Origin of the sequence: uncultured Odoribacter sp. (assembly GCF_937966165.1) — a bacterium.
GTDB lineage: Bacteria > Bacteroidota > Bacteroidia > Bacteroidales > Marinifilaceae > Culturomica.
The window spans coordinates 120,127-146,141 of the sequence record NZ_CALCLB010000006.1 but is presented as its reverse complement, the minus strand read 5'-3'; the positions used below and the strand labels follow the sequence as shown (position 1 = coordinate 146,141).

23 protein-coding genes and 3 pseudogenes are annotated in these 26,015 nt (G+C 41.1%); 18 read left to right on the top strand and 8 right to left on the bottom strand.

Translation table 11 applies throughout. The features are described from left to right. The first annotated feature begins 32 nt into the window (after positions 1 to 32). From Q0465_RS02710 to Q0465_RS02695, 4 genes and pseudogenes are all read left to right on the top strand, one after another. Positions 33 to 1,346: an anaerobic C4-dicarboxylate transporter family protein gene (locus tag Q0465_RS02710; RefSeq protein ID WP_298612460.1), complete on the top strand. Its 1,314-nt coding sequence runs from the start codon at positions 33 to 35 to the stop codon at positions 1,344 to 1,346. Between the two features lie 54 nt (positions 1,347 to 1,400). Next, positions 1,401 to 2,461: pseudogene (ansB, locus tag Q0465_RS02705) on the top strand (L-asparaginase 2). Positions 2,462 to 2,560: 99 nt separating this feature from the next. After that, positions 2,561 to 2,773 (top strand): annotated as a pseudogene (locus Q0465_RS02700) (transposase); the annotation flags it as partial. A 35-nt stretch (positions 2,774 to 2,808) separates the two neighbouring features. After that, a complete protein-coding gene (locus Q0465_RS02695) occupies positions 2,809 to 2,868 on the top strand; it encodes a hypothetical protein (RefSeq protein WP_298612606.1) in 60 nt (19 codons plus the stop codon). A gap of 66 nt (positions 2,869 to 2,934) precedes the next feature. Here Q0465_RS02695 and Q0465_RS02690 read toward each other — a convergent pair. Next, a pseudogene (locus Q0465_RS02690) lies at positions 2,935 to 3,228 on the bottom strand (hypothetical protein); the annotation flags it as partial. Between the two features lie 423 nt (positions 3,229 to 3,651). On the opposite strand from Q0465_RS02690, the gene rbr reads away from it, so the two are divergent. After that, positions 3,652 to 4,224: a rubrerythrin gene (rbr, locus tag Q0465_RS02685; protein WP_298612457.1), complete on the top strand. Its 573-nt coding sequence runs from the start codon at positions 3,652 to 3,654 to the stop codon at positions 4,222 to 4,224. Between the two features lie 46 nt (positions 4,225 to 4,270). Here rbr and Q0465_RS02680 read toward each other — a convergent pair whose 3' ends face one another. Next, positions 4,271 to 5,263 (bottom strand): cation diffusion facilitator family transporter, encoded by a 993-nt coding sequence (locus Q0465_RS02680; protein ID WP_367274294.1) that lies wholly within the window; start codon positions 5,261 to 5,263, stop codon positions 4,271 to 4,273. Positions 5,264 to 5,399: 136 nt separating this feature from the next. Here Q0465_RS02680 and Q0465_RS02675 point away from each other — a divergent pair, with 136 nt between their 5' ends. The 8 genes from Q0465_RS02675 to Q0465_RS02640 all read left to right on the top strand — a co-directional run bounded on the left by Q0465_RS02675 (position 5,400) and on the right by Q0465_RS02640 (position 13,493). Further along, positions 5,400 to 6,758, top strand: a complete 1,359-nt coding sequence (locus Q0465_RS02675; RefSeq protein ID WP_298612454.1) for an MFS transporter — start codon at positions 5,400 to 5,402, stop codon at positions 6,756 to 6,758. Positions 6,759 to 6,846: 88 nt separating this feature from the next. Next, entirely contained in the window at positions 6,847 to 7,797 is a 951-nt protein-coding gene (locus Q0465_RS02670) for a nitronate monooxygenase (protein WP_298612451.1), read from the top strand. A gap of 50 nt (positions 7,798 to 7,847) precedes the next feature. Further along, positions 7,848 to 9,086, top strand: a complete 1,239-nt coding sequence (locus Q0465_RS02665) for a pitrilysin family protein (protein WP_298612449.1) — start codon at positions 7,848 to 7,850, stop codon at positions 9,084 to 9,086. Between the two features lie 42 nt (positions 9,087 to 9,128). Then, positions 9,129 to 10,409, top strand: a complete 1,281-nt coding sequence (locus Q0465_RS02660; protein ID WP_298612447.1) for a pitrilysin family protein — start codon at positions 9,129 to 9,131, stop codon at positions 10,407 to 10,409. 30 nt (positions 10,410 to 10,439) lie between these two features. After that, on the top strand, positions 10,440 to 10,952 hold the full coding sequence (locus Q0465_RS02655) for a DUF4251 domain-containing protein (RefSeq protein WP_298612444.1): 513 nt from the start codon (positions 10,440 to 10,442) through the stop codon (positions 10,950 to 10,952). Positions 10,953 to 10,991: 39 nt separating this feature from the next. Further along, complete coding sequence (locus tag Q0465_RS02650) at positions 10,992 to 11,483, top strand: DUF4251 domain-containing protein (protein WP_298612441.1); 492 nt, start codon at positions 10,992 to 10,994, stop codon at positions 11,481 to 11,483. 164 nt (positions 11,484 to 11,647) lie between these two features. Beyond that, positions 11,648 to 11,980, top strand: coding sequence for a PadR family transcriptional regulator (locus tag Q0465_RS02645; protein WP_298612439.1), 333 nt, complete (start codon positions 11,648 to 11,650; stop codon positions 11,978 to 11,980). A gap of 34 nt (positions 11,981 to 12,014) precedes the next feature. Beyond that, positions 12,015 to 13,493 (top strand): PspC domain-containing protein, encoded by a 1,479-nt coding sequence (locus Q0465_RS02640; RefSeq protein WP_298612436.1) that lies wholly within the window; start codon positions 12,015 to 12,017, stop codon positions 13,491 to 13,493. Positions 13,494 to 13,690: 197 nt separating this feature from the next. Here the strand turns inward: Q0465_RS02640 and Q0465_RS02635 are convergent, their stop codons facing one another. Next, positions 13,691 to 14,335, bottom strand: a complete 645-nt coding sequence (locus tag Q0465_RS02635; protein WP_298612434.1) for an NAD(P)H-dependent oxidoreductase — start codon at positions 14,333 to 14,335, stop codon at positions 13,691 to 13,693. A gap of 181 nt (positions 14,336 to 14,516) precedes the next feature. Here Q0465_RS02635 and Q0465_RS02630 point away from each other — a divergent pair, with 181 nt between their 5' ends. The 5 genes from Q0465_RS02630 (at position 14,517) to Q0465_RS02610 (ending at position 19,772) form a co-directional block, all read left to right on the top strand. Further along, a complete protein-coding gene (locus tag Q0465_RS02630) occupies positions 14,517 to 14,816 on the top strand; it encodes a hypothetical protein (RefSeq protein WP_298612432.1) in 300 nt (99 codons plus the stop codon). A gap of 707 nt (positions 14,817 to 15,523) precedes the next feature. Continuing rightward, a complete protein-coding gene (locus Q0465_RS02625; RefSeq protein ID WP_298612430.1) occupies positions 15,524 to 17,068 on the top strand; it encodes an acyl-CoA carboxylase subunit beta in 1,545 nt (514 codons plus the stop codon). 20 nt (positions 17,069 to 17,088) lie between these two features. Further along, a complete protein-coding gene (locus Q0465_RS02620) occupies positions 17,089 to 17,406 on the top strand; it encodes an acetyl-CoA carboxylase biotin carboxyl carrier protein subunit (protein ID WP_298612428.1) in 318 nt (105 codons plus the stop codon). 65 nt (positions 17,407 to 17,471) lie between these two features. Then, on the top strand, positions 17,472 to 18,389 hold the full coding sequence (locus Q0465_RS02615) for an ABC transporter ATP-binding protein (RefSeq protein ID WP_298612425.1): 918 nt from the start codon (positions 17,472 to 17,474) through the stop codon (positions 18,387 to 18,389). A 48-nt stretch (positions 18,390 to 18,437) separates the two neighbouring features. Further along, positions 18,438 to 19,772, top strand: a complete 1,335-nt coding sequence (locus tag Q0465_RS02610; protein WP_298612422.1) for an ABC transporter permease — start codon at positions 18,438 to 18,440, stop codon at positions 19,770 to 19,772. A 179-nt stretch (positions 19,773 to 19,951) separates the two neighbouring features. On the opposite strand, the gene Q0465_RS02605 is transcribed toward Q0465_RS02610, so the two are convergent. The 5 genes from Q0465_RS02605 to serC all read right to left on the bottom strand — a co-directional run bounded on the left by Q0465_RS02605 (position 19,952) and on the right by serC (position 25,975). Next, complete coding sequence (locus tag Q0465_RS02605) at positions 19,952 to 22,225, bottom strand: S9 family peptidase (protein ID WP_298612419.1); 2,274 nt, start codon at positions 22,223 to 22,225, stop codon at positions 19,952 to 19,954. Positions 22,226 to 22,281: 56 nt separating this feature from the next. After that, positions 22,282 to 23,535: a DUF1015 family protein gene (locus tag Q0465_RS02600; RefSeq protein ID WP_298612416.1), complete on the bottom strand. Its 1,254-nt coding sequence runs from the start codon at positions 23,533 to 23,535 to the stop codon at positions 22,282 to 22,284. Between the two features lie 74 nt (positions 23,536 to 23,609). Beyond that, the gene (locus Q0465_RS02595; protein ID WP_298612413.1) at positions 23,610 to 23,783 is read right to left on the bottom strand and encodes a hypothetical protein; all 174 of its coding nucleotides are present in this window, start codon (positions 23,781 to 23,783) and stop codon (positions 23,610 to 23,612) included. A 48-nt stretch (positions 23,784 to 23,831) separates the two neighbouring features. Continuing rightward, positions 23,832 to 24,755, bottom strand: a complete 924-nt coding sequence (locus Q0465_RS02590; protein ID WP_298612410.1) for a 3-phosphoglycerate dehydrogenase — start codon at positions 24,753 to 24,755, stop codon at positions 23,832 to 23,834. A 146-nt stretch (positions 24,756 to 24,901) separates the two neighbouring features. After that, a complete protein-coding gene (gene serC, locus Q0465_RS02585) occupies positions 24,902 to 25,975 on the bottom strand; it encodes a 3-phosphoserine/phosphohydroxythreonine transaminase (protein WP_298612408.1) in 1,074 nt (357 codons plus the stop codon). Positions 25,976 to 26,015 lie beyond the last annotated feature (40 nt).

Sequence of the window (26,015 nt, the reverse complement as noted above, 5' to 3'; positions counted from 1 at the left end):
CTGTACAAAAACAAGAATCTAAAAGCATTCCTATGTTATTACAACTCGCTTTTGTTTTGACTGCCATTATCGTAGGTGCCCGTCTTGGAGGTATCGGTTTAGGAGTTATGGGTGGCATTGGCCTGGGAATACTGACTTTTGTATTCGGCCTGCAACCTACTTCGCCTCCCATCGACGTGATGCTGATGATCGTAGCGGTAATCACTGCCGCAGCCTGTATGCAAGCTGCCGGCGGACTGGACCTGATGGTAAAAGGAGCCGAACATCTGCTCAGAAAGCATCCGTCCCGGATCACCCTGCTCAGTCCTTTGGTGACCTATCTTTTTACCTTCGTCGCCGGCACCGGGCACGTCGCCTACTCTGTATTACCCGTTATTGCGGAAGTGGCGAGGGAAACCAAGATACGGCCGGAACGCCCGCTGGGAATCGCCGTCATTGCTTCCCAGCAAGCCATCACCGCCAGCCCGATCTCCGCAGCGACAGTCGCCTTACTGGGTTTATTGGCAGGATTCGAAGTATCGCTCTTGCAAATTCTGATGATTACCATACCCGCTACCCTATTCGGCGTATTCCTGGGAGCGCTTTACTCCTTGCGGGTAGGGAAAAACCTGACTGACGATCCCGAATACCAAAGACGTTTACGGGAAGGTCTGCTGGACGATGCTCATTACGAATTAAAAGATATACACAACAAACGCCAGGCAGCAATTTCCGTTATCATCTTCATTTTAGCAACCATCTTTATAGTTGTATTCGGTTCTTTCGATAACTTGCGTCCTACCCATATCATCGACGGCAACACAGTAACTGTCGGTATGGCCGCTATTATCGAAATCCTGATGCTCTCGGCAGCAGCCCTGATCCTGCTTTTCACCAAAGCCAACGGCCTGAAAGCAGCTCAAGGCAGCGTATTCTCCGCCGGGATGCAAGCCGTCGTCGCTATTTTCGGAATTGCCTGGATGGGAGATACGTTTCTGCAAGGCAATATGATCGCCCTGAAAACATCCATCGAAGGCATTGTCACACAAATGCCCTGGCTGTTCGGGATCGCCCTGTTCGTCATGTCCATTCTCCTGTACAGCCAAGCCGCTACCGTCCGCGCATTTATGCCTCTCGGCATTGCTTTGGGCATCTCTCCCTATTTACTGATCGCCATGTTCCCTGCCGTCAACGGTTATTTTTTCATCCCCAATTACCCGACCGTCGTCGCAGCCATCAATTTCGACCGTACCGGAACGACCCGGATCGGGAAATACGTACTCAATCATTCTTTCATGATGCCCGGACTGATAGCGACATTGGTATCGGTAACAACCGGACTCATGCTAGTAAAACTGATATTCTGATCCTACAGAAAAACAGAAATACACGATTACTAACGAACTAAACCGACATTCACGATGAAAACACTCAGATTCCTTTTCCTGCTTCTTGTTCCGGCCCTCCTGCTTTTTTCACAAAGCCTTGCACAAAAGTTGCCCAACATTCACATTTTAGCCACCGGAGGCACGATTGCCGGCAGCGGGAGCAGTGCGACCGGTACGGCCTATACAGCCGGACAAGTAGCCGTTAAAGACCTCATCGATGCTGTACCGGAATTACAAAAGATAGCCCACATCACAGGCGAACAGATCGTTAAAATAGGATCCCAGGACATGACGGACGAAATATGGCTACAGTTAGCCCATTATCTAAATACGTTACTCAAACGTCCGGACGTCGACGGAGTGGTTATCACCCACGGCACAGACACTATGGAAGAGACGGCTTTTTTCCTGAATCTCGTATTGAAAAGCGACAAACCCGTCGTACTAGTAGGAGCCATGCGTCCTTCCACCTCCCTGAGTGCCGACGGGCCGTTAAACCTTTATAACGCCGTAGTCACAGCCGGCTCGCCGGAATCCGCCGGGCGGGGTGTGACGATCGTCATGAACGGCAGCATTCTCGGCGCTCATGCCGCCACAAAAATGAATACCATCGACGTTCAGGCATTTCAGGCCCCCGACTCCGGACCGCTGGGTTATGTATTCAATGGCAAAGTTCACTATAACCAAAGCACCGACAAATTACACACCACTCAATCTGTCTTCGACGTGACGGACCTGAATCAGCTCCCGAAGTCGGTATCCTCTACAGCTATTCCAACGTAGAACCGGAAGCATTGAACGCTCTGATCCGGAATCGTTACCAGGGAATCATACATGCCGGTGTAGGAAACGGGAATATTCACAAAAACCTGCTTCCCGGTCTGACCGAAGCTAGCCGTAACGGCATTCTGGTGGTACGCTCCAGCCGTGTTCTTACCGGTCCTACCACCCCGGAAGCAGAAATTGATGACTCGGTATACGGTTTTATTGCCTCCCAGGAACTCAACCCGCAAAAAGCCCGCATCCTTCTTATGCTGGCTCTGACCCGTACCCAAAATCCGCAACTCATCCAATCTTATTTCAATACTTATTAAAACAACCCCGGGACACATTTACAGATAAGCGCTAAAAAAGAGGCTGTCCAATTATGAAGTGCACCCCAAAAGTTGGACATAAAACTTTTGGGGTGCACTTCAGATCTTCTGAGTGAATACAAGGAAGGCGGAACGAGCGCTTACTATCCCCGGATGCTGTTAAAAATCCTGCTTTACGGATATCTTAACAACCTTTATTCCAGCCGCAAGATCGCTCAGCAGTTAACGGAGAATATTCATTTTATTTGGCTTAACGGTCGTCAGATTCCTGACTTCCGTACCATCAACGACTTTCGCAGCAAACGTCTGAAAGGGCGGGGAATAACCGTTCCAAAGCTGTAGAACTATTGAATATAAGCCGTACTACCTTTTATGAAAAGCTAAAGAAATATCACATAATCAAATAACATTCAGTTTTCGACAGCGGGATTACAGAAAGTGTACGGTTACTTTACAAAAGTGCAAGGTGACCGGATTGCTTTCAAATCAGCAAAGGCAAGGCCTGTGAAGCACATGAAAAGTAACATGTCACGCATCGCCCGTTGACGTTTGTATCTCAGTTCTATATGTATAAGTTTTTGCAGGTCCTCTTCGGATTTCCCTTTTGCCCTATTAGCTTTAACATCCCATAAGGTCAGGGACACCTCCTTTTTACAGCTAAAACAAGTTATAGTTTTATTGATGGTTATACGCCTCATTACAGGTACTCTACCATTTTTAACCAATTGATTCTTAGTGTAAAATAACACTGAAAATGTACTGCTCATAACTCATTTTTTTAATTACAAAATTATTGAGCATTGAGCTATTTGAAGTTATGTATAATAATGCAATATACTGAAATTTAATACTTTACATTCAATAATCAGGCAAATTGGATAAAGTAACGGATAAGTAAAGCAACTCACTCCCAAATATGCGTTATTTAACTTTATTTCCCGTATCTGGCTAAGAAATAGCTTATATAACTATTTGAATTTAATCAGTTTGCGTTATCTTTGCACATCTTTTTGAAACACTTTTTTGCCAGTTTTAAAAGAGAATATTCCGGAAACAGGTATACTTCCGAAGGCAGTTCTATCGAAAAAAACTATAATCTTATAAAAAATAAAGATTTGTTTTATAAATAGAATCCTTGTATACTTGCAATATCAATTGAGAGGTGTGTCTAAATAATTAATAATCGAATTATGAGTATCAAAGGAACTAAAACAGAACAAAACCTGTTAAAATCATTTGCAGGTGAATCACAAGCCCGGAGCCGTTACACATTTTTTGCCAGTGTAGCTAAAAAAGAAGGATATGAACAAATCGCCGGTGTTTTTATGGAAACGGCAGAACAGGAAAAAGAACATGCAAAAAAGTTTTTTAAATACCTGGAAGGCGGTATGGTAGAAATCACGGCATCCTATCCTGCCGGAGTTATCGGGACAACAGCCGAGAATCTGAAAGCAGCTGCTGAAGGTGAAAATGAAGAATGGGCGGATCTATACCCGGAATTTGCCAGGATTGCACAAGAGGAAGGTTTTCCTCAGATTGCCAATACATTCAAACAAATTGCTAAAGTAGAAGCGGAACACGAAGCCCGTTACCGTACACTTTTAGGCCGCGTAACCGAAGGTAAAGTTTTTGAAAGAGAAGAGGAAATAGAATGGCAATGCCGGAATTGCGGTTATGTTATCAAGGGCAAAAAAGCCCCGATGAAATGCCCGGCCTGTGAGCATCCTCAAGCTTACTTCGAACCCAAAAAGAATAATTATTAATCATTGGGAAAGAAAATATTTCCCCGGTAACAATCCGGGGAAAATTTCAAACAATAGTTTCTTCTGCTTCTGTAATTTTCCCGAGCGTAAATTCTTTTCTATCCACAAAAGAATGCAGGCGATAACCGCAGTCTGTCAGCATACAATAAGGGCACTGGTCTTCTTTGCAAGGATCGGTATGAATATTCAGCCGGATGTGTTCCGGAAATTTTTCAGCTATTACTTTTCCGACTTCCGTACATACGGCATGTCCTTTCCGGATATTATAATACCAGGGCAAAGTCAGGTTACAGTCAATAAAATAAGCATTTCCATATTTCAGTATCTTTACGTCCCGGATATCGATCCAGTCTTCTCTCCGGTTTATGACAAGTAAACCCAAAATATATTTCAGTAATTTCATATCGGCTTTATCCATCAGATTGGCTATTGTCTTACGTAAAATAAGAATGCCCGTGCGTACAATTATAAAACCAAAAATAAGTGCTAAAGTACTATCAATCCGGGCTATTCCGGTCCAGTACAGCAAAAGTAAACCGCTGACCAGACCGATGGAAGAATAGGTGTCAGATTGCAAATGTTTTCCTCCGGCCACCAAAGCAATGGAGTCGTATTTCTTTCCAATGCGTATACTATACCAGCCCAACAGATAATTTACCAATCCGGCCAGAGCCACCAGAATAATACCTACATCCAACTTTTCCAAAAGCGAAGGATAAAACAAACGTCTTATGCCTTCGTAAATAATAGCCAAACCCGCTAAAAAGATTAAAATTCCCTCTATAGAAGCAGAAATCAATTCGACCTTCCCATGTCCAAAAGGATGATCTACGTCCCGGGGTTTTGCAGCCACATTCAAGCTGTACAAACTGATCAGTCCGGCTACGACATTTACAATACTTTCCAAAGCATCTGTCAAAATACCCACTGAATTCGTGAGCAGAAAAGCAAAAAATTTTCCGCACAATAATAGCACGGAAACCGTCACAATCTGCTTTTGTACCTTTATTTTAATCCGATCTTCCCTCATACCCCACATACGAAGATGCTCCTTTAAAAGGTATAAAAAATCGTTTTTAATATTTTTAAAACCCTTAAACTTTATTGCAATATCATATATTTCTTTTAACTTTGGCTGTCTTGCTGGATAATTTAACTAATAAACATATTCAATCATGATCGAAAAGATACATCAAACATTAAGAGATTCTGCTGTAGCCCGTTGGTCGGCTCTGGCAGTAGTCGCATTCACTATGTTGTGCGGCTACTTTTTAACAGACGTAATGGCTCCATTGAAACCGATGCTGGAAGCCCAACTTTTATGGGATAGTACAGATTACGGGATTTTTACAAGCGCCTACGGCTGGTTTAACGTCTTTTTGCTGATGCTGATTTTCGGCGGTATTATATTGGATAAAATGGGTGTCCGGTTTACAGGATTGGGAGCTTGTTTCCTGATGGTAATCGGTGCAGGAATTAAATACTATGCCATTTCGGATTTATTTCCGTTAGGAGGACAAATTTTCGGTATTAACTCGCAGGTGATCGTTGCCGGATTGGGGTATGCCATTTTTGGCGTAGGGGTAGAAACAGCCGGTATCACCGTTTCTAAAATCATTGTGAAATGGTTTAAAGGTAAAGAAATGGCATTAGCCATGGGATTGGAAATGGCCACTGCACGTTTAGGAACTTCTCTGGCGCTGATTATTACCGTGCCCCTGGCAGATGCTTTTCAAAGCGTATCGGCACCGATTTTGCTTTGTCTGATTATGCTTTGTATCGGAACGATTGCCTTTATGGTTTATACGGTTATGGACCGGAAACTGGACAAATCCATAGACGAATCGGATGCAGAACCGGAAGAACCTTTCAAGGTAAAAGATATTTGGGAAATCATGACGAACAAAGGATTCTGGCTGGTAGCTTTACTATGTGTACTATTTTATTCTGCCGTTTTCCCTTTCTTAAAATATGCCACAGACTTAATGGTCAACAAATATGCGGTTGATCCGAAACTTGCCGGGATTATTCCCGGTCTCCTTCCTTTCGGAACGATCATATTGACCCCGTTATTTGGTAATTTATACGACCGGAAAGGAAAAGGAGCAACGATCATGATGATCGGAGCCATTATGCTCATCTGTGTACACGGTTTATTTGCGTTACCTTTATTAAACGAATGGTGGTTTGCGACTATTGTCATGATTGTCCTGGGAGTGGCTTTTTCCCTGGTACCTTCTGCAATGTGGCCTTCTGTTCCGAAAATTATTCCGGAAAAACAGTTAGGTACAGCTTATGCACTGATTTTCTGGGTGCAGAACTGGGGATTAATGGGAGTACCTGCTCTTATCGGATGGGTACTGGACCGTTATTGCAAACTGGGAGGAGAAGGTCAGCCGGCTTACGATTACACACTTCCCATGGTTATCTTTACCAGTTTCGGAGTATTAGCGCTTATCATTGCCATTTTATTGAAGCGGGAAGATAAGAAAAAAGGCTACGGTCTGGAACTTCCGAATATAAAAAAGGATTAAAGATTTACTCTTCTGAAGAAAGATAGCGGAAACCTTTAAAAGTTTCCGCTGTTTTTTTGTAGTTTTGTTGAAACAATCATTATCGGTCATGAATAGAATTACACAACTTTTTCATATTCAATACCCCATCATTCAAGGGGGAATGGTATGGTGCAGCGGTTGGAAACTGGCTTCTGCCGTCAGTAATAACGGTGGACTCGGACTGCTAGGGGCAGGTTCCATGCACCCGGAAGTTTTAGTAGAACATATCCGTCAAATGCATACTGCAACCCGTCATCCCTGGGGAGTAAACGTTCCCTTACTTTATCCGGAAATGGACCGACTTATTCAAATCCTGATAGAAGAAAAAGTAAAAATTGTTTTTACCTCTGCAGGAAGTCCTAAAAAATGGACACCTCTGTTAAAATCTCACGGTATGACAGTTGTACATGTTGTCAGTAGTGCTCTCTTTGCCCGGAAAAGTGAAGAAGCCGGAGTTGACGCTATCGTTGCCGAAGGATTTGAGGCAGGGGGGCACAACGGAAGAGAAGAAACCACCACTTTAACCCTGATTCCCAATGTAGTTGCCCATTGCAGCCTGCCCGTTATTGCTGCAGGTGGTATAGCCTCCGGGAAAGCCATGGCAGCCATGAGGATGCTGGGAGCGGAAGGGGTACAAATCGGGAGCCGTTTTGCCATAGCCACTGAATCCTCAGCCCATCCGCTCTTTAAAGAAAAAGTAATTCAAAGTGTAGAAGGCGATACCGTGCTGGCATTAAAAAAATTAGCTCCTACCCGCTTCCTGAAAAACGAATTCTATACGCAGCTAAAACAACTGGAAGACGAAGGGGCTGACGTTTCCATTATCAGTCAATTCCTAGGGAAAGGCCGTGCTAAAAAAGGAATTTTCGAAGGAAACCTTCCGGAAGGGGAATTGGAAATCGGACAAATCGCCTCTATGTTAAACCAAAAAGAATCCGTAGCGGATATCATCTGGAATATTGTGACAGAATATAATCAATGTATAGCAAACTGTAAAAATTTTGAATTAGAAAACTAAAACCGGATTATTCCGTTAATTCTATCATCACTTTAATTACTGAACATTCTATGATAAAATTTTCACGTCATATTTTAGAAAATGGACTCACAGTATTGTGTAATACAGATTCCGGAACTCCTTTCGTATCTGTAAACATACTGTATAAAGTAGGAGCAAAAAACGAAATCCCCCAAAAAACCGGTTTTGCTCACTTATTCGAACATCTTATGTTCAGTGGTTCGGTGAATGTAAAAGATTTCGACCGGGAAGTCCAGCTTGCCGGAGGGGACAGCAACGCCTATACAACCAATGATTATACGAACTATTATATTACGATCCCGGCAGAAAATTTAGAAACAGCTCTTTGGTTAGAGTCCGACCGGATGCTGGGATTGAATCTTACCCCCCAGGCATTAGATGTTCAGAAGCATGTGGTCATCGAAGAATTCAAACAACGCTATCTGAATGCTCCCTATGGAGATATCTGGCTCAAACTCCGTCCACTGTCGTACCGGGTACATCCTTACCGCTGGCCGACTATCGGGATTTCTCCCGAACATATCGAAAAAGCGACAGCAGAAGATGTAAAAGAATTTTTCCGGCATTATTATGCACCAAACAATGCCATCATCGGAATCAGTGGCAACGTTTCTGAAGACAAGGCATTAAAACTCGTACGGAAATGGTTTGGAGATATCCCTCCTTCGGACTACCGTCAAACGCCACTTCCGCAGGAACCGGAACAAACAGAAGCCCGCAGACTGGTTTTAACGGACAATCCGGTTCCGGCTGATGTAATTTACAAAGTGTATCATATGGGAAGCCGGAATTCAGAAAACTTTTATCGCTGTGATATCATTTCGGATATCTTATCCAACGGCCAATCTTCCCGGCTTTACCTTCATCTTATCAAAGAATCCCGTTTATTTTCAAGTATCGATGCTTATGTAACCGGAGATATAGATCCCGGCCTGTTCGTATTCAGCGGCAAACTATCTGAGGGAAGTTCTGTGGAAGCAGCAGAAGCATCTATGGAAAAAGAATTGAAAAATTTTATAGAAGACCCTATTCCCGGCCACGAACTCCGGAAAGTCATCCATAAAACAGAGGCCCGGATAAGTTTCAGCGAAATCAATTACCAATCAAAAGCGAATAATTTAGCTTTTTTTGAATACCTGGGAGATGCAGAATTAATTAATAATGAGAATAAAAAATACGAACAAATTACGCCGGAAAAAATGAAAGAAACGGCCCGGAATTTATTCCGTCCTGAAAATTGTTCTACTTTAATATATCTCAAAAAATAGCCTGAATAAAAATATACAACCGATTTATATGCCTTTACCATTATGACCGTTAACCGAAAAATCAGTCCTCCTCTTTCGGAACTAAGCATACCGAAAGTTTTGCCTTATACCGTCCATACACTTCCCAACGGAATGGAGGTGATTCTCCTGAATGATCCGGAACAGGATGTTTTTAAAATGGATATCGTCTTCAATGCTGGGGTTTATTACCAAAAGCAGCCATTGGTCGCTACGACGGCTATTAATATGCTCAATGAAGGAACGACCTGCCACAACTCTGCAGAAATAGCAGAAATATTTGATTATTACGGAGCATGTGTAGATTATAACAGCGGGATGCATAAAGCAGAACTGAATCTGTTGTCCTTGAATAAATTTGCTGAAAAAACCATCTCTCTGCTGGCAGAAATTCTATCGAGCAGTATAATTCCGGCTCACGAACTGGAAATCTACCTCTGTAATAAAAAACAGCAATTTCTAGTAGAAAAACAAAAGACAAACTGGTTGGCCAGAAAAGAATTAACCCGTCTGTTGTTCGGTCCCAGCCATCCTTACGCCAACACCATACAAGAAGCTGATTACGACCGGATTACTCCGGAAATTATCCGGGAATTTTACCACAACAGATTAAATACAGGAAATAGCTTTATTCTCTTATCCGGGAATATTACTCCTGTTATTCAGCAAATTACAGCAAATGCATTCGGAGAACTTCCCCGGCCTGCAGCCGCTCTCCAAACTCCGGTTTATACTTTACAACCCGCTACCCCAGGACGTTTCCCCATAGAAAAAGAAGATGCCGTCCAGACCAGCATCCGGATCGGGAAAAAAGGAGTACGCCTGAATGAAGAGGATTATGCCGGATTTTTATTGTTAAATACCGTCTTGGGAGGTTATTTCGGTTCCCGGCTCATGTCTAATATACGCGAAGAAAAAGGATATACTTACGGTATTCACTCTTTCAATGTATCCCTTCCCGAAACAGCCTATTGGTGCGTCGCTACAGACGTGGACAATACTTATACAGAAGCAACGGTCGAAGAAATCCTGAAAGAAATCCGTAAAATCCGGACCGAACTTATTCCGGAAGCAGAATTAAATCTGGTAAAAAACTTTTTTCACGGCGATTTACTTCGGGAAATCGATGGCGTATTCGCTCAGGCAGATGCCCTGAAACACAAATTGTCCTATGGCATAGACAATCGTTTTTATAAGCAAATCATCCAAAGAGTCAAACAATGTAATGCATCTTATCTGCGGGAACTGGCAGAAAAACACCTGAACCCGGAAGAATTATACATTGTTACAGCAGGAAAACACTAACCCGATGTCCATAATTTAAATTGATTCACTATGAAAAATATATTCCTTCTTTTTCTGTTCTCCACCAGCATTATACTTAGTGCAGCAGCACAGGGGAAACAGAAAGCAAAAGAGTCCGGCTTTGAAAAAACAATCGCTTTAGTAGAAAGTAACCGTTTTCTAATAGAAGTAAAACGGGCATTCCCACTGGGGGGCAAATCAGTCGATTTATTCTCTAACCGGGGCAGGATCACAATAACTGACTCCATAGCCAAAGGTTTTCTACCCTACTTTGGGAGGGCTTTTTCCGCTATCCCGGGAGAAGACGGAGGAATTTCTTTTGATAGTAAAATGAGAAAAAAAGAAGTGAAAGTGAAAGACAGCAAGAAAAAGAAACACATTCTCTATAGTTTTACCGTCAAAGGCAGAAATGACACTTATCAACTTTTTCTGGATATTACTTCGGACAGTTCCTGTTTCGTATCTGTCAGAAGTAACCGTAAAAGTCAAATCGCTTACGATGGCATCATCCGTCCTCTCCCAGGCGAAACTCCTGAACATTAATTTTCTTTCATCGTATACGGAGATAAAAACTCCGTACCGATGAAATTTTTTCTAATCGCACTTTCCCTTTTTATCTACCTGACCGGAAACGGTCAAACAGATAAAATCCGGATCGAAACAGAATTCCGGCATACACAAGAAATCGTAGAAAGCGAAAAGTTCAGGATAGATGTCCATATAGCTACCCCCCTCAACGGTATGAATATTACCGTTGATAGCGCATACATTATCATTGACGGAACACAGGCTTCCGGTTATCTTCCCTATTATAGCAGCGGTTATTCTTTTCCACGGCTTGGCACAAAAGGGATTAATTTTGATAATATGCCTTTTAATAAAACTTTAAAAATAAAAGGCCGGAATATCAAGAAATCACTGAAATACAGCTTCGGTATAGTGGGTAAAAACGATATTTACCGAATCCAAATAGATATACAATACGATGGCACTTGCTATATATATGTTACAAGCAACAACCGCAGCCCGATATCCTATGTCGGTGAACTCTCCAAATTAAATAATTCCAACTAAATTACTGATTTTTCCCCAACGGTACATTTTTCTTTTTAATCAGAAAAAACTTTCAAAAAAATAGTACTATGTATTGCATAGTATTATATTTTATTTATATATTTGCAATACAGAATAGCTCACATGTCATCAGGCATTTGGAATTTATATAAAAAACGTAAACGATGAACCTAGAGAACACACAATCTCAAATGCGCAAAGGGATTCTCGAGTACTGCATTTTATTAATTATCTCCAGACAGGATGCGTATGTTTCGGACATCATTAATAAATTAAAAGAGTCGAAAATCATTGTTGTAGAAGGAACGATCTACCCTATGCTTACCCGTCTGAAAAACGCGGGCTTATTAGCTTACCGTTGGGAAGAATCCCCCCAGGGACCTCCCCGCAAGTATTATTCGATTACAGAAAATGGCCGGCACTGTCTTGCGGAATTGGAAAATTCTTGGAACGAACTTACCCAAGCCATTGAACAACTGAGAAATCAGAATTTTTAAAAGGATAACAATCAAACCATTAAAAATTACGATTATGAAAAAAACATATACTGTCAGCATAGGAGAAAGAATCTTTCATACAGAAGAAGACGCCGGAAATAAACTTCAGTCTTATATTCAGACTTTAGAAAGGCATTATTTCAAAGAAGAAGGAGGGCAGGAAATCATGAACGATATCGAAGGCCGTATCGCAGAACTTCTTCAAGAAGCCATGCAAAAACAAGGCAAAGAAGTCGTTACACTGGGAGATATACAACAAGTCATTCAGATAATGGGAAATCCGGACGACATTATTTCAGAGGATTATACAGAACCGGTAAAAGAAAAAACTTCCCGGAAACTGTACCGTGATCTCGATCGCAACATGCTGGGCGGAGTGGCTGCCGGTATAGCCAGCTATTTTAATATCTCCCTGGCCCTGGTCCGGTTCCTATTCTTGTTTCTTACTTTCTTTTATGGTATTATCCTTATCGTTTATATTGTTCTTTGGATCGTATTACCTCCGGCACTCACTGCCAAACAAAAGCTGGAAATGAAAGGGGAAAAAATAAATATATCCAATATTGAGAAAAATATAAAAAACGGAATCCAGGATATGAAAGATAACGGAAAAGTACGGGAAGGATTAAAAAAGACCGGAGGTTTTGTCTCTGAAATCTTACTGGCTATCGGAAAAACGATCGTTAAAATCCTGAAAATTATCCTGAAAATTTTAGCCGGTATCGTATGGATCTGTTCTATAGCTATTGTTCTCCTGCTCATTATTGCCTTTATCCCCATTCACCTTACGGGATTGACTTTTTCTATACCAGCCGCCTTGAGTGTTCCGGGATTACCCGCCTTTTTATTAATCATTGCTATATTATTTGTATGTATTATTCCTTTTCTTCTCTTGATCTGGTTAACATCTAAATTCCTTTTCCGTTTTAAAAGCCGGAACTATTATTTTCCCCTCACCCTGACTATTCTATGGATAACAAGTGCTATTATCCTTTGCTTTCTGGGCCTTACCCAAATGAGGGATTTTTCCGGAAATCTACATAGCATTACTTCCCAATCCTTACCTGTTTCCGCTAAAAAAGAAATCGTAGTAGTAGCAAAAGAAACTTATTCTCCGGAATACCGGAATCATTTTAACAAAAAATATATGCGTGATAAAAATACGCATATTGTTTTGGGAGTTCCCCGGTTCAGAGCGACATCTACTTTGGATGAAGAACCGGAACTTTCAGTAACGAAAAGAGTCTATAATAACTTCCAGGATACCGGAGAAATGGATTATCATTGGAAATTGAAAAACGATACATTATGGATAGACAATTATTTTTCTATTCCCAAACGGTTTGTTTTTTACAAACAACCTGAAGTTACGCTCAACTTACAGCTACCGGAATCTTATTCCCTCGTATTGGATTCCACAGTAAACCGATACCTGCAAGTAGAATATCTGCCGGAAAAAGGACATACAAATCCTTTTGATACCAACGAAGAAGAGAAAGCAAAATTCAATTAAATAACGGTTTTTAAAAGCTTTTCCAGACAGCCAGGCGAATATATACAAACGGGACTGTTTAACGCTCTGCTAATTAATGAAATTAATCCTGACTCAACCCATCAGAGCTTTAGTTTCATTAATCAGAGCGTCTTTCGAAAGTTGATCAGCCGGATATAAATATTACCCTTCCTTCGAGGATTTTTCCAGTGTTTTCCTCAATGAGCCGGTAAATACTTATCGTAGAGATAAGATAACATTTTTATATGAGCGGAGCGTTCTTCTTTAGAAGAAGCATCAATATGTCCAAAAAAGTGATGAGCTTCTATTTGCATACCACAAAAATCAAAAATACCGACATCACTCGTTTTTTTCATTGCATCCAGCATTCCGTTTTTTTCATATTCTTCAAAAGGCATTCCAAAATTATTGAGAATGATAATTTTCTTACCTTTCAATAATCCTTTAATCTCCCCTAAACCCGTAATATCATAAGCAAAACCTTTGGAAAATACACGGTCCACATACCCTTTCAGGATAGCCGGCATACCTGTCCACCAAATCGGATAAATAAAAGTAATTAAATCCGCGCAACGTATATAATCTTGTTCCAGTTTGATATCATCCGGCACATCTCCTTTACGGAAAGCCATAAAATCTTCCATATTCAATACTGGATGAAAACCCAGATTATACAAATCCCGGACTACTACTTCATTATTCGTATCTTCCGTCAATTGGACAATTTCGTCTTTATAAGCAACACTCAATGATCTGGGGTCCGGGTGCGCCAACACAATCAAATGTTTCATTCTTTCTCCGTTTTTATCTTTAAAACCTGTATACGCTTTTGTTGTTTCCATAAATTACTCCCTTCTTACAATTTATCACTCTTTATTCTTTTCTCTTTAACGTACAACCTTCCCTGAAGTTACCCTCTGGAATGTAGTTAGTGGAATAATTATTAAAACCGAAACAACAGAAACACTGGGTTATGTAGCCCCCTCTCTGTACGCCCCCTTCAACCAGACCAACACAAACGGCATGTTGCCCGCAGCAAAACTAGCCCGTAAGGAAGGATGGATAAAAAAATATTCCATGCATTTGCTCTCGTGTTTACCGACAGAAGTCGGCGGTACTGATTCAACCTATTTTTCTGATTACTTTTATCCTAATACAACAAATAGAGAAGAATATACTCTCCTCCTGGCCGGGGGCTCTGCCAATAATGGAGCAACAGCAGGTACATTTACAAAGTATGCCTATTATGGGGCAAATGTACCCCAAGAATTCGTATCCTCTTCCCTTTGTTATTTTGTAGAAGACCCACAAATTACAGAATAACCTCACCCCATTTTACACATTAGGGACGTGCCCTAATGTGTAATTTTTACTCTTCCCCTTCTTCCCTCCAAGAACTTCGGCACCCAGCTGGAACATGATTTTAACTGTATTATTATATTAAACAACGGCTGTATATTACATTTCGAAAAACAAGGAGTAAAATTCTTTTGAACAGCTTTCACAAAATAAAATTCCAATGATCTTTTTTCCTGATCCGTGAATATTTTTTAGTACAGCTTATTTCATTAAAATAACGAAATATCAACTTAAAAGGTTCCCATCCAAAAATCGGCTGAAACGAATAAAATATCACATAACTCAAAAAAGATTCCTGTTGTCAATATATAAATCCTCCCCTAAAAGATATCCGAAAAGGACGGAAACTATCAGCTTTTTATAAGCTTCTCTTCAGTAATTCAAAATATAAGCCTATAAAATTACACAAAAGGGCACGTCCCTAATGTGTAATTTTTGATTATAGAAAAGGAGGGAGAAAATTTATCCTTCACGAACAAATATATTATTGTTTAAATATCTTTTTATCAATTCCTTTAAAACCTACAATTAATTCTTCATTTGGAATACCCTAACGGAGGGGGTAGGAGGAAATTATTTTTTTAATCATTTTTTTTTACTATCATTGTCGTTGGAAAATGTGTCCAGTTTGTTAAAGGCTGAGGTGCAATTAATTAACAAAATTAATAAATATGTCACTTAAAAGGAATATTCTTGATTTAAGGAAGAGAAAAGAAATCGTCCTCCAAGGTGGTGGTGAAGAAGCGATTAAGAAGCAGAATGCGATGGGGAAATTGACTGCCCGTGAGAGAATTCAAGGGATTGTCGATGCCGGTTCTTTTCATGAGTACGACATGTTCGTAGAGCATCAATCCAAAGATTTTGATATGGATAAAAAGATCCTTCACGGCGACGGTGTTGTCATTGGTACCGGGACGGTATACGGAGAACCAGTTGCCATTTATGCACAGGATTTTACAGTTGCAGGGGGCTCATTGGGGCTTATGCATGCCCGGAAGATTACCAAAATCATGGATCACGCTATTAAAATGCGAATGCCGATTATTGGCATCAACGATTCGGGAGGGGCTCGTATTCAGGAAGGGGTGGATTCCCTTGCCGGGTATGGGGAAATATTTTTCCGGAACACGATGGCTTCCGGAGTTATCCCGCAATTATCCGTAATATTAGGTCCTTGTGCCGGTGGTGCGGTATATTCTCCTGCTTTAACGGATTTTGTTTTTGTAGTGGACAATATCTCCAAAATGTTCATTACCGGTCCGGAAGTCGTAAAAACCGTATTGGGCGAAGTCGTCTCCATGGAAGATTTAGGAGGAGCAAGGGTACATGCCGCTATCAGTGGGAATGCCCATTTCTTTGCTATGACTGAACAGGAATGTTTTGAACAGATCAAAAAATTACTCACCTTTATTCCCTGGAACAACCAGCGTAAAGCCAAAGCTTTCCCGGCAAAACCACCCAAACCCGAATACAAAATCAACAATATTTTACCGGCCGATCCGACTCAGCCGTATGATGTACGTGAAATCATCATGGCAGTAGCAGACGATTCCGACTTTATGGAAGTACAGCAGGATTTTGCCCAGAATATTGTCATCGGATTCGGACGTATTGACGGAGAGACAGTTGGTTTTGTTGCCAACCAACCTTTAGTATTGGCCGGCGTTTTGGATTGCGACTCTGCTGATAAAGCAGGCCGGTTTATCCGTTTCTGCGACGCCTTCAATATTCCGATTGTTACGTTCGAAGACATGCCGGGTTATTTGCCGGGTGTAGAGCAGGAACATATGGGGGTTATCCGGCACGGAGCCAAAGTCCTTTACGCCTATAGTGAAGCAACCGTACCGAAAATCACCGTTATCTTACGGAAAGCATACGGGGGTGGTTATATTGCTATGAATTCGCGACACCTGAAAGCTGACTTTATGTTTGCCTGGCCGACAGCTGAGATTGCGGTAATGGGACCGGAAGGTGCTGCTAACATCATCTTCAAAAAAGAAATAAAAGAATCTGCTAATCCGGAAGAAACCCGGAAACAAAAAGTAATCGAATACCGGGAGAAATTTGCCAATCCTTATGTGGCTGCCTCCAAAGGCTATATTGATTCCGTTATCGAACCGGAGGAAACCCGCATGCTATTAAAGCATTCTATTGAAGTTTCCAGTAACAAAACCGTTATAGTACCCCAGAAAAAACATGGGATTCCTCCATTTTAGCAGAAAAGAAGTATAAAATTATGGCTAATATAAAATACGAAAAATTACAGATTGATGGTGTAGAATACAAGACCACTTTTACGGAAAAGTGGATCAACCGCAAAAAGTGGGAAGAACCCAATCCCAACCTGATAGAATCCCATATTCCGGGTACTATCTTACACATCAATGTAAAAGAAGGACAGGAAGTTGAGGCAGATGAAGTACTGCTGACACTTCAAGCGATGAAAATGGATAATAAAATTACAGCTCCGTTTTCAGCTAAAATAAAAAAAATCTACGTTAAAACCGGTGATCAGATCGCCAAAAATACTTTAATGATAGAATTAGAAGAATGATATGAATACAAAAAGACCGTCTCCGGACGGTCTTTCCGTCTTTTATTAACCCAAATATTGTCAACATGAGTTTTTTCGTCGCTCAAAACATTGTCAAAAATTATTCCAATCACCGGGCTTTAGATGATGTATCTATAGAGATTCCGGAAGGTGCTATTTATGGTTTGCTCGGTCCGAACGGAGCCGGGAAAACTTCTTTAATCCGGATCATTACCCAGATCACGGGCCCTGATTCCGGTAAGCTTTTCTTCAAAGGTGCGCCTTTAGTACCTTCCGATATGAACCGAATCGGTTATTTACCAGAAGAAAGAGGGTTATACAAAAAGATGAAGGTAGGGGAACAAGCCGTCTATCTGGCACGCCTAAAAGGAATCAGTAAAAATGAATCCATAAAGCGACTGAAAACCTGGTTTGAAAAATTTGAAATAGAGGGCTGGTGGGACAAAAAAGTAGAAGAACTATCCAAAGGTATGGCTCAAAAAGTTCAATTTATCACTACTGTTCTGCACGAACCGGAAATGTTGATTTTCGACGAGCCATTCAGTGGATTTGACCCGATCAACGTAGAGTTATTAAAAAAAGAAATTCTGGATTTAAGGCAAAAGGGCACGACCATCATCTTTTCGACTCACAATATGGCCTCTGTAGAAGAAATATGCAGCCACATTGCTTTAATCAATAAATCGAAAAAGATCATAGAAGGACCGATCAATGAGATTCGGGAAAAATATGCTAATGACACTTATCAACTGAGCTTCCGGTATATACCGGACTTAAAACCGGAGCAGTTTATCGGAGAAGAATTTGAAATTCTTTCCCAGAAGACAGAAGGAAACCGTCAAGATATAATATTACAGCAAATTAAACCTTGTAACGCCAATGCTCTTTTAAGCCGTTTTTTACCTTATACCGATATTCTATCTTACCAAAAAGTAATTCCCGGCATGAATGACATTTTTATTAATCTGGTTAAAAATCAATAGTTTTACCTCTATTTGCTCCAAAGCATTCCAATACTAAAATAGTGCATTATGAATAAAACCTTTATCATTATCAGTCGGGAATTTTCGACCAGGGTTCGAAAAAAATCCTTTCTGTTGGTCACCATATTTGTTCCCATTCTCTTTATTATCTTCTACGCCTTTCTAATGTGGCTTATGTTAAAAGACGATACGCAAGAGCGAAGAATTGCCGTCGTGAATGAATCTGCCCTGGAAGCGCCCTTAGAAACGATCAACAATACGAAATTTGAATATATATCTGAACCGGTCACGGAAGAAAAGGCTGCTGATTTCCTAAAAAATGAAGATTATTATGCAGTCATGTGGATTCCTTTGAATGTAATGGATAGCGCAGAAATTCCCATTTACTCTTTCTCACAGGTCACGATGGATTTAAAAAACACAATTTCTTCCCAACTTCGGAAAAAAATTGAAAACATCAAAAAGAGTGCTGTCATTGCAGAATCCCAGATTCCCGATCTGGAAGAAAAGTTAGATGCCACCAGAACCCCGGTAATTGTGCGCACCCTGATGATCACAGAGACAGGAAAAGCCAAAGAAAGCTCGTCTGAAATAGCTTCGATCATAGGGGTAGCTGCCGGATTTATCATATACTTTTTTATTTTCATCTATGCCGCCCAAGTTATGAAAGGAGTGATTGAAGAAAAAACCAACCGTATCATAGAAGTTTTGGTTTCTTCCGTCAAGCCGTTTCAGTTTTTATTAGGCAAAATCATAGGAGTAGCATCTGTCGGATTAGTACAATTTTTAATCTGGATTGTCCTGATCGGAGGGGCAATTGTAGCTCTTCAGGCTGTATTTTTACCCGATATCGACATGGAAGCCCTGCGCAATACAACCAATCTGGCAACCATGGCGCAAGCCAACGAAATAGGTGCAGAGGAATTAGCAGTGATACAAAGTGTTGTCAAAACCATTGAACCTAAATTTATACTCTCTTTTCTGGGAGCATTTCTTTTCTATTTTATAGGAGGTTATTTATTATATGCTTCCCTCTTTGCTGCCATAGGGGCAGCAGTGGATAACGAAACGGATTCCCAGCAGTTTATGACGCCCCTGTCTATCATTTTGGCGATCGGCGTGTACATCGGTTTCACAGCTATGAAAAGTCCGGAATCGCCCTTAGTATTTTGGAGTTCCCTGATTCCTTTTACCTCACCAACAGTAATGCTGGTCAGAATTCCTTTCGGCGTTCCGGCTTGGGAAATCATAACTTCCATGGTCTTATTAATCGGAGCTTTTATCTTTTTCACCTGGCTTTCCGGCAAAATTTACCGTACAGGTATTTTAATGTATGGCAAAAAGGTCACTTGGAAAGAACTCTATAAATGGTTAAAGTACTAAAAGGGAAGCGTATAAAAAGTTCTTTTAAAGGGGATTACTTCCGTACGGAAACTGATTAAGGATTCGCTGATGAATGGGGCTATCGTTCTGACAAAACCGTCAGGAAGTTTAGTTCCGTTAATCAGCGAATCAGTAAAGGGATATTCATAAAATACGATTAATTGGTAAGGACTTTTCCTTTACTCCCATTCCGGCGGATCTTGATTTAAAAGTTGTTTTACAAAAAAATCATGAATCCGGTGCATGACAAACTTTCCTCCCAAACTGTGGGTATGATTGGGAAGATAGAGTTGTTCGAAATTTTTTCCGGCATTTATCAGGGCGTTCACTACCTGCAAAGTTGAAGTGGGATCGACATTATCATCCAATTCTCCGTTTATCAGCAATAATTTTCCTTTTAAACGCCAGGCATTGTCTACATTAGAAGAAGCACTGTAAGATTCATCTAAGGGATATCCCATCCATTGTTCATTCCACCAGATTTTGTCCATACGGTTATCGTGACATCCACAAAGGGCTACTGCTGCCTTGTAAAAATCATTCTGGAACAATAGAGCCGCCATTGCATTTTGCCCTCCGGCCGACCAGCCGTAAATCCCTACCCGGGAAGTATCCATATAGGGATATTTTTCTGCTGCAACCTTTATCCAGGCAATCCGATCCGGAAAGCCGGCATCTTTCAGATTCTTCCAGCATACATCATGAAAGGCTTTAGAGCGGTTTGCCGTTCCCATACCATCGATCATAACCACTATAAATCCCAGTTCACATAAGCGGGAAGTCAAATGATGATAAGCCCGGAAATCCTTGTCTACATGTGAATCATGAGGACCTGCATAAATCATTTCTACCACCGGATAAGAATGGGAAGCATTGAAATGAGAGGGACGCAAAATAGTTCCCCAAATATCCGTTTTCCCATCCCGGCCTTTGGCCTGGAACACCTCCGGCATTTGCCAGCTCGTCTGTAGCAGGTCTTCGACATCCACTTCCGGTAATGCGGCTATGACACTGCCGTCGCTTCCCTTACGGATCACCGTACCTCCCGGTAAATCCGGACGGGAATACCGATCGACCAGATACTGCCGGTCTTCTGAAAATACAGCGTGATGATTGGCCGGCTCCGGAGTTAAATCCACAAATCCGGTACCGTCCAAACCGATCCGGCAATAATGTACCTGATAAGGATCTTCTCCTTTTTCTATACCGGAAGCTGTAAACCATATCTTTCCGTTTTCCTCATCCACCTTTTCCACTTCCCTTACCACCCATTCGCCTTTTGTAAGCTGCCGTTTTACCTGCCCCTTTTCTCCGTCAATCAGATATAAATGTCTCCACCCATCTCTTTCGGATATCCAAAGAATTTCTTTTCCATCTTTCAGATCATAGCGGAAATTCCGGTTATAATGGATAAAAGTTGGCGATTGCTCGTCTATTAAAGGACGGATTTCTCCACTTTCGGCATTTACTTCTGCCACAATATACCGCTGATGTCCCCTCTGGTTAAACTCAAAAGTAAAAGCCCGGCTATCTGCTCTCCAGCCGGTAAGTTGTAAATAAAACTGATTTTCATAACAGCGGGTATCCAAAGGAATCTGCAATTTTTTCTCTACATCAAATAAAACAGGCAGATAAACAGGCAATACGTCTCCCGGTTTTGCATAGTCCCGCCACTGCAAGACAGGCTGTTTTTGGTTTACCGGACTGGATTCTATTAACGGAATACGTCTTTCCGGAATATCCCGTACTTTTACAACAGCCAGTTTTTTGGAATCCGGAGACCATACCAGGTCACCACTATAATAAAAATCCTTTGTCCCATCCCAGCTCAAAGCATACTCCTTCTCTCCTGTCCGATCTTTAATGTAAATATTATTATCCTTATTATAGGCTTCCCAACGCTCATCCGGTGATAATACGCGTTTCATAGCTTTCGGGTCCGGACGTTCCCACGGCATCCGGCTCACCACTATTGTATCCCTTCTGGTCAGCTTATTATGTTTTACTGAATAATGCCATTTCCGGTTATTCCATTCAAATTCAAATCCTTTCCGGTCTGTATCGTAATCCAGACTCCGAAAAGGCAATTTCCGGGCTTCGATCTTCCGACCCGCTACACGGCTTAAAGCGGCAGCCAGTTTCTCTGCCTGAAATGCTTCTTCCCGTTCTCCATTTTCCGCATTGACCATCCAAAATACGTCTTTGTCCCGTCCGTGATCCAGATACCAGAAATAATGGGTCTTACCGATCCACACTGGCTGATTTACGGCATGATATACCTGTAAATTCCGGTTCCCCAACGTATCAATCCGCCTATAATCGGCTTGGGTCACCTGTGCCTTTACCTCCTGTCCCTTCAGGCTGCAAAGTCCCAAAAAACACAAAGTACACATAAGGCGGGAAAAGCGAGCGGAAAAGAGAAAATTTACAAATCCGATATTTTTCATCATCATTTAGCCTTAAATTATTTTCACTTTATAGAAAAAGCCGCTCTAAAGCGGCTTTTCCATTAATCAATCTTGTGAATAACAAGTCCTGAACGCAATTTCGGTTCAAACCATGTCGTCTTTGGCGGCATAATATTCCCCGAATCTGCTATATTCAGCAGTTGTTGCATAGATACCGGATAGAGGGCAAACGCCACTTTCATCTCTCCGTTATCCACTCTTCTCTTCAATTCTTCCAATCCCCGGATTCCTCCGACGAAATCAATCCGTTTAGAAGTTCTCAAATCCTGGATATCCAGAATATCAGCCAAAACATGTTTCGAAAGTACCGTTACATCCAGTACTCCAATGGGATCATTGTCGTCATAACTTCCTGGTTTAGCAGTCAGTTTATACCATTTGCCCCCCAGATACATACTGAATTCGTGCAATTTAGCCGGATGATAAATTTCAGTACCTTTACATTCTACTTCAAAATTCTTTTTCAATTTCTCCAGCAACTGTTCTTCGGTCAAACCGTTCAAATCTTTTACAACCCGGTTATAATCGATAATATTCAATTGGTTATCGGGGAAATGTACAGCCATAAAGAAATTGTATTCTTCCTTCCCGGTATGATTGGGATTTTTAGCTTTATATTCTGCACCGATACGGGCAGCAGCAGCAGTACGATGGTGTCCGTCAGCTACATAGGTATAAGGCACTTTTGTAGCAAACAATTCTTCCAGCCGTTTATTGGTTTCCGGACAATTAATGGCCCAGAAATGATGTCCGAAACCGTCTTCTGCTACGAAATCATAATCAGCTTTCTGATTTTTTACAATATCTTCAACAATAGCGTCTATTTCAGGCACTGCCCGGTAAGAAAAGAATACCGGTTCAAGGTTCGCATTTACATAACGGGTCAGCACCATACGATCTTCTTCCTTATCCGGCCGTGTTAATTCGTGCTTTTTAATAATCCCGTTCATATAATCCTCGCAGGCTGCACAACCGACAATTCCATATTGTGTTCTACCGTCCATCGTCTGGGCATAAATATAGAATTTCGGTTCTTCATCCTGTACCAGCCAACCTTTTTCCTGGAACATTTTGAAATTTTCCACACTCTTATGATATACCGCTTCAGAATGTATATCTGTTCCGGAAGGGCAATCAATCTCTGCACGGGTTACATGTAACAATGATTTCGGTTTTCCGCCAGCCATCTGGGCTGCCTCTTCCGAATTCATCACGTCGTAAGGAAGACATGCTAATTCTTCGCAAACTTCCTGGTTAGGTGTACGTAAGCCTTTAAATGGTTTTACAATAGCCATAATATTCAGGTGTTTTATATTGTTAATTAAAATAGTCCATAAGAAAAACTTCCTACGGACTATTAAATGTCGTGCTATAAACGGAAAGGATTTTCCTTTTTCACTAAACAAATGCCCACAGTCACAAATCCAGACAATATAAGCACTATCGCTATTCCTTCACAAAACCCTAATTGGAAATCCGATAATTCATGGCGTAGCATACTGCTCACAGAGAAGAGTAAAAGCCCTGCGGCATAAAGAATCATAAAATATCGTTTTCTAAACTTCCAACCGTGTTTCATGTTTTATTGGAATTACTTATTCACTTTAAATTTAGCATCTCCGTGTTCCAGGAATGCAACAATTTGACGGGCTGCAGCAAGTCCGGCATTAACATTTGCCTCTTCTGTCTGAGCTCCCATTTTTTTCGGAGTAAAGAAGTAACGTCCTTCAAACTGAGCAAATTCGGCAGCATTATCCGGAGCAATATCGGAAATGTATTTGAAATCCGGACGATCAGCCATCAATTTTATAATACCTTCTTCATCAATTACTTCTTTACGGGCCGTATTCACCAGCACAGCACCTTTCGGCATACGGTTCAATAAATCGTAATTAATCGATTTTCTGGTCTTGTCTGTAGCCGGGATATGTAAAGAAACATAATCACACATTTCATACATTTCTTCAGCCGAATGCAATGGAGTTGCACCGGCAGCTTTGATTTGCTCATCTGTCATAAAAGGATCGTAAGCATATACTTCCATACCAAATCCATGAGCTACACGTCCTACATTCTGGCCTACATTTCCATAAGCATGAACACCGATTTTCTTTCCTTTCAGTTCATGACCTGATTTTCCGTTATAGAAATTACGGGCCATATAAACCATCATACCGAAAGCCAATTCTGCCACAGCATTGGAATTCTGTCCCGGGGTGTTCATGGCAACAATCCCCTTATCTGTACAAGCTTGTAAGTCGATATTGTCATAACCGGCACCGGCACGAACGATTACTTTCAATTTTTTAGCAGCATCGATCACTTCTTTCGTCGCTTTATCGGAACGAATGATCATAGCATCAACGTCAGCTACAGCAGCGATTAATTCTGCCGGAGAAGTATATTTTTCCAATAACACAAGTTCATATCCCTGTGCTTCAACAATTTCACGGATACCGTTCACAGCCACCGGAGCGAAAGGTTTATCTGTTGCAATTAATACTTTTGTTGCCATACCTTTATTATTTTAAAGTTTACGTCCGCCCTACGGACGTTTTACATTTTAATTATACATTCAAAAATGGAAAACAGCAAAAAAATACGATTGATGATTTACGATTCCGAAAAAGAACCGTAAATCAAAAATCGTACACCATTTTTTTATTTATGAGCAGCTTCGAATTCTCTCATAGCAGAAATCAAAGCGTTCACATCATCCATTGTACAAGCATTATAAGTAGAAGCGCGGAAACCGCCTACAGAGCGATGGCCCTTCACACCTACAATATTCTTTTGCTTACAGAAATCCAGGAATTCTTTTTCCAAAGATTCATATCCTTCTCTCAGTAAGAACGGGATATTCATACGGGAACGGGAACCTTCTTTCACAACCGGACGGAACATCTTACTGTTTTCCAATTCGTTGTAAATAGCGTTGGCTCTTTCGATAGCCCGTTCTTCCATAACTTTCACACCACCCATTTCTTTTATCCATTTCAATGTTTCTTTTACTCCGAAGATATTAATACAAGGGGGAGTATTATACATAGAATCTTTGTCCACATGGGTCTGATATTTCAACATAGTCGGGATGGGTCTGTCAGCTACTACATGTTTCAGGAATTCATCCTTAATGATCACAAAAGTAACGCCGGCAGGTCCGATGTTTTTCTGACATCCGCCATAAATCATAGCATATTTAGAAACATCTACCGGGCGGCTGCAGATATCCGATGACATATCAGCCAATAAGGGCACAGGAGAATCGGGATCCTTGAAAATTTCAGTACCACGGATGGTATTATTAGAAGTGATGTGCATATAATCGACATCTGAAGGGATGGTGAACTCCGGATAATATGTAAATCCGTCAGCTTCAGAAGAAGCTACAATCTGTACTTCTCCCCATAACTTGGCTTCTTTAATAGCAGCTGTAGACCAGGTACCCGTATTTACGTAAGCAGCTTTCGTTTTCAGAAAGTTAAACGGAATCATACAGAATTGCATACTAGCACCACCTCCTAAGAAAAGTACGTGATATCCTTCCGGGATATTCAATACTTCTTTGAATAAAGCAACAGCCTCATCATACACTGCCTGAAAATCAGCAGAACGGTGAGATACTTCCATGATAGACTGACCGGTATTACCGAATTCCAATACAGCAGCAGCCGTATTTTTCAACGTAGAATCGGGCAATTTACATGGCCCGGCATTAAAAATATGTTTTCTCATATCGATTAATATTTAAGTAAAACCATGAATAAACTTTCCA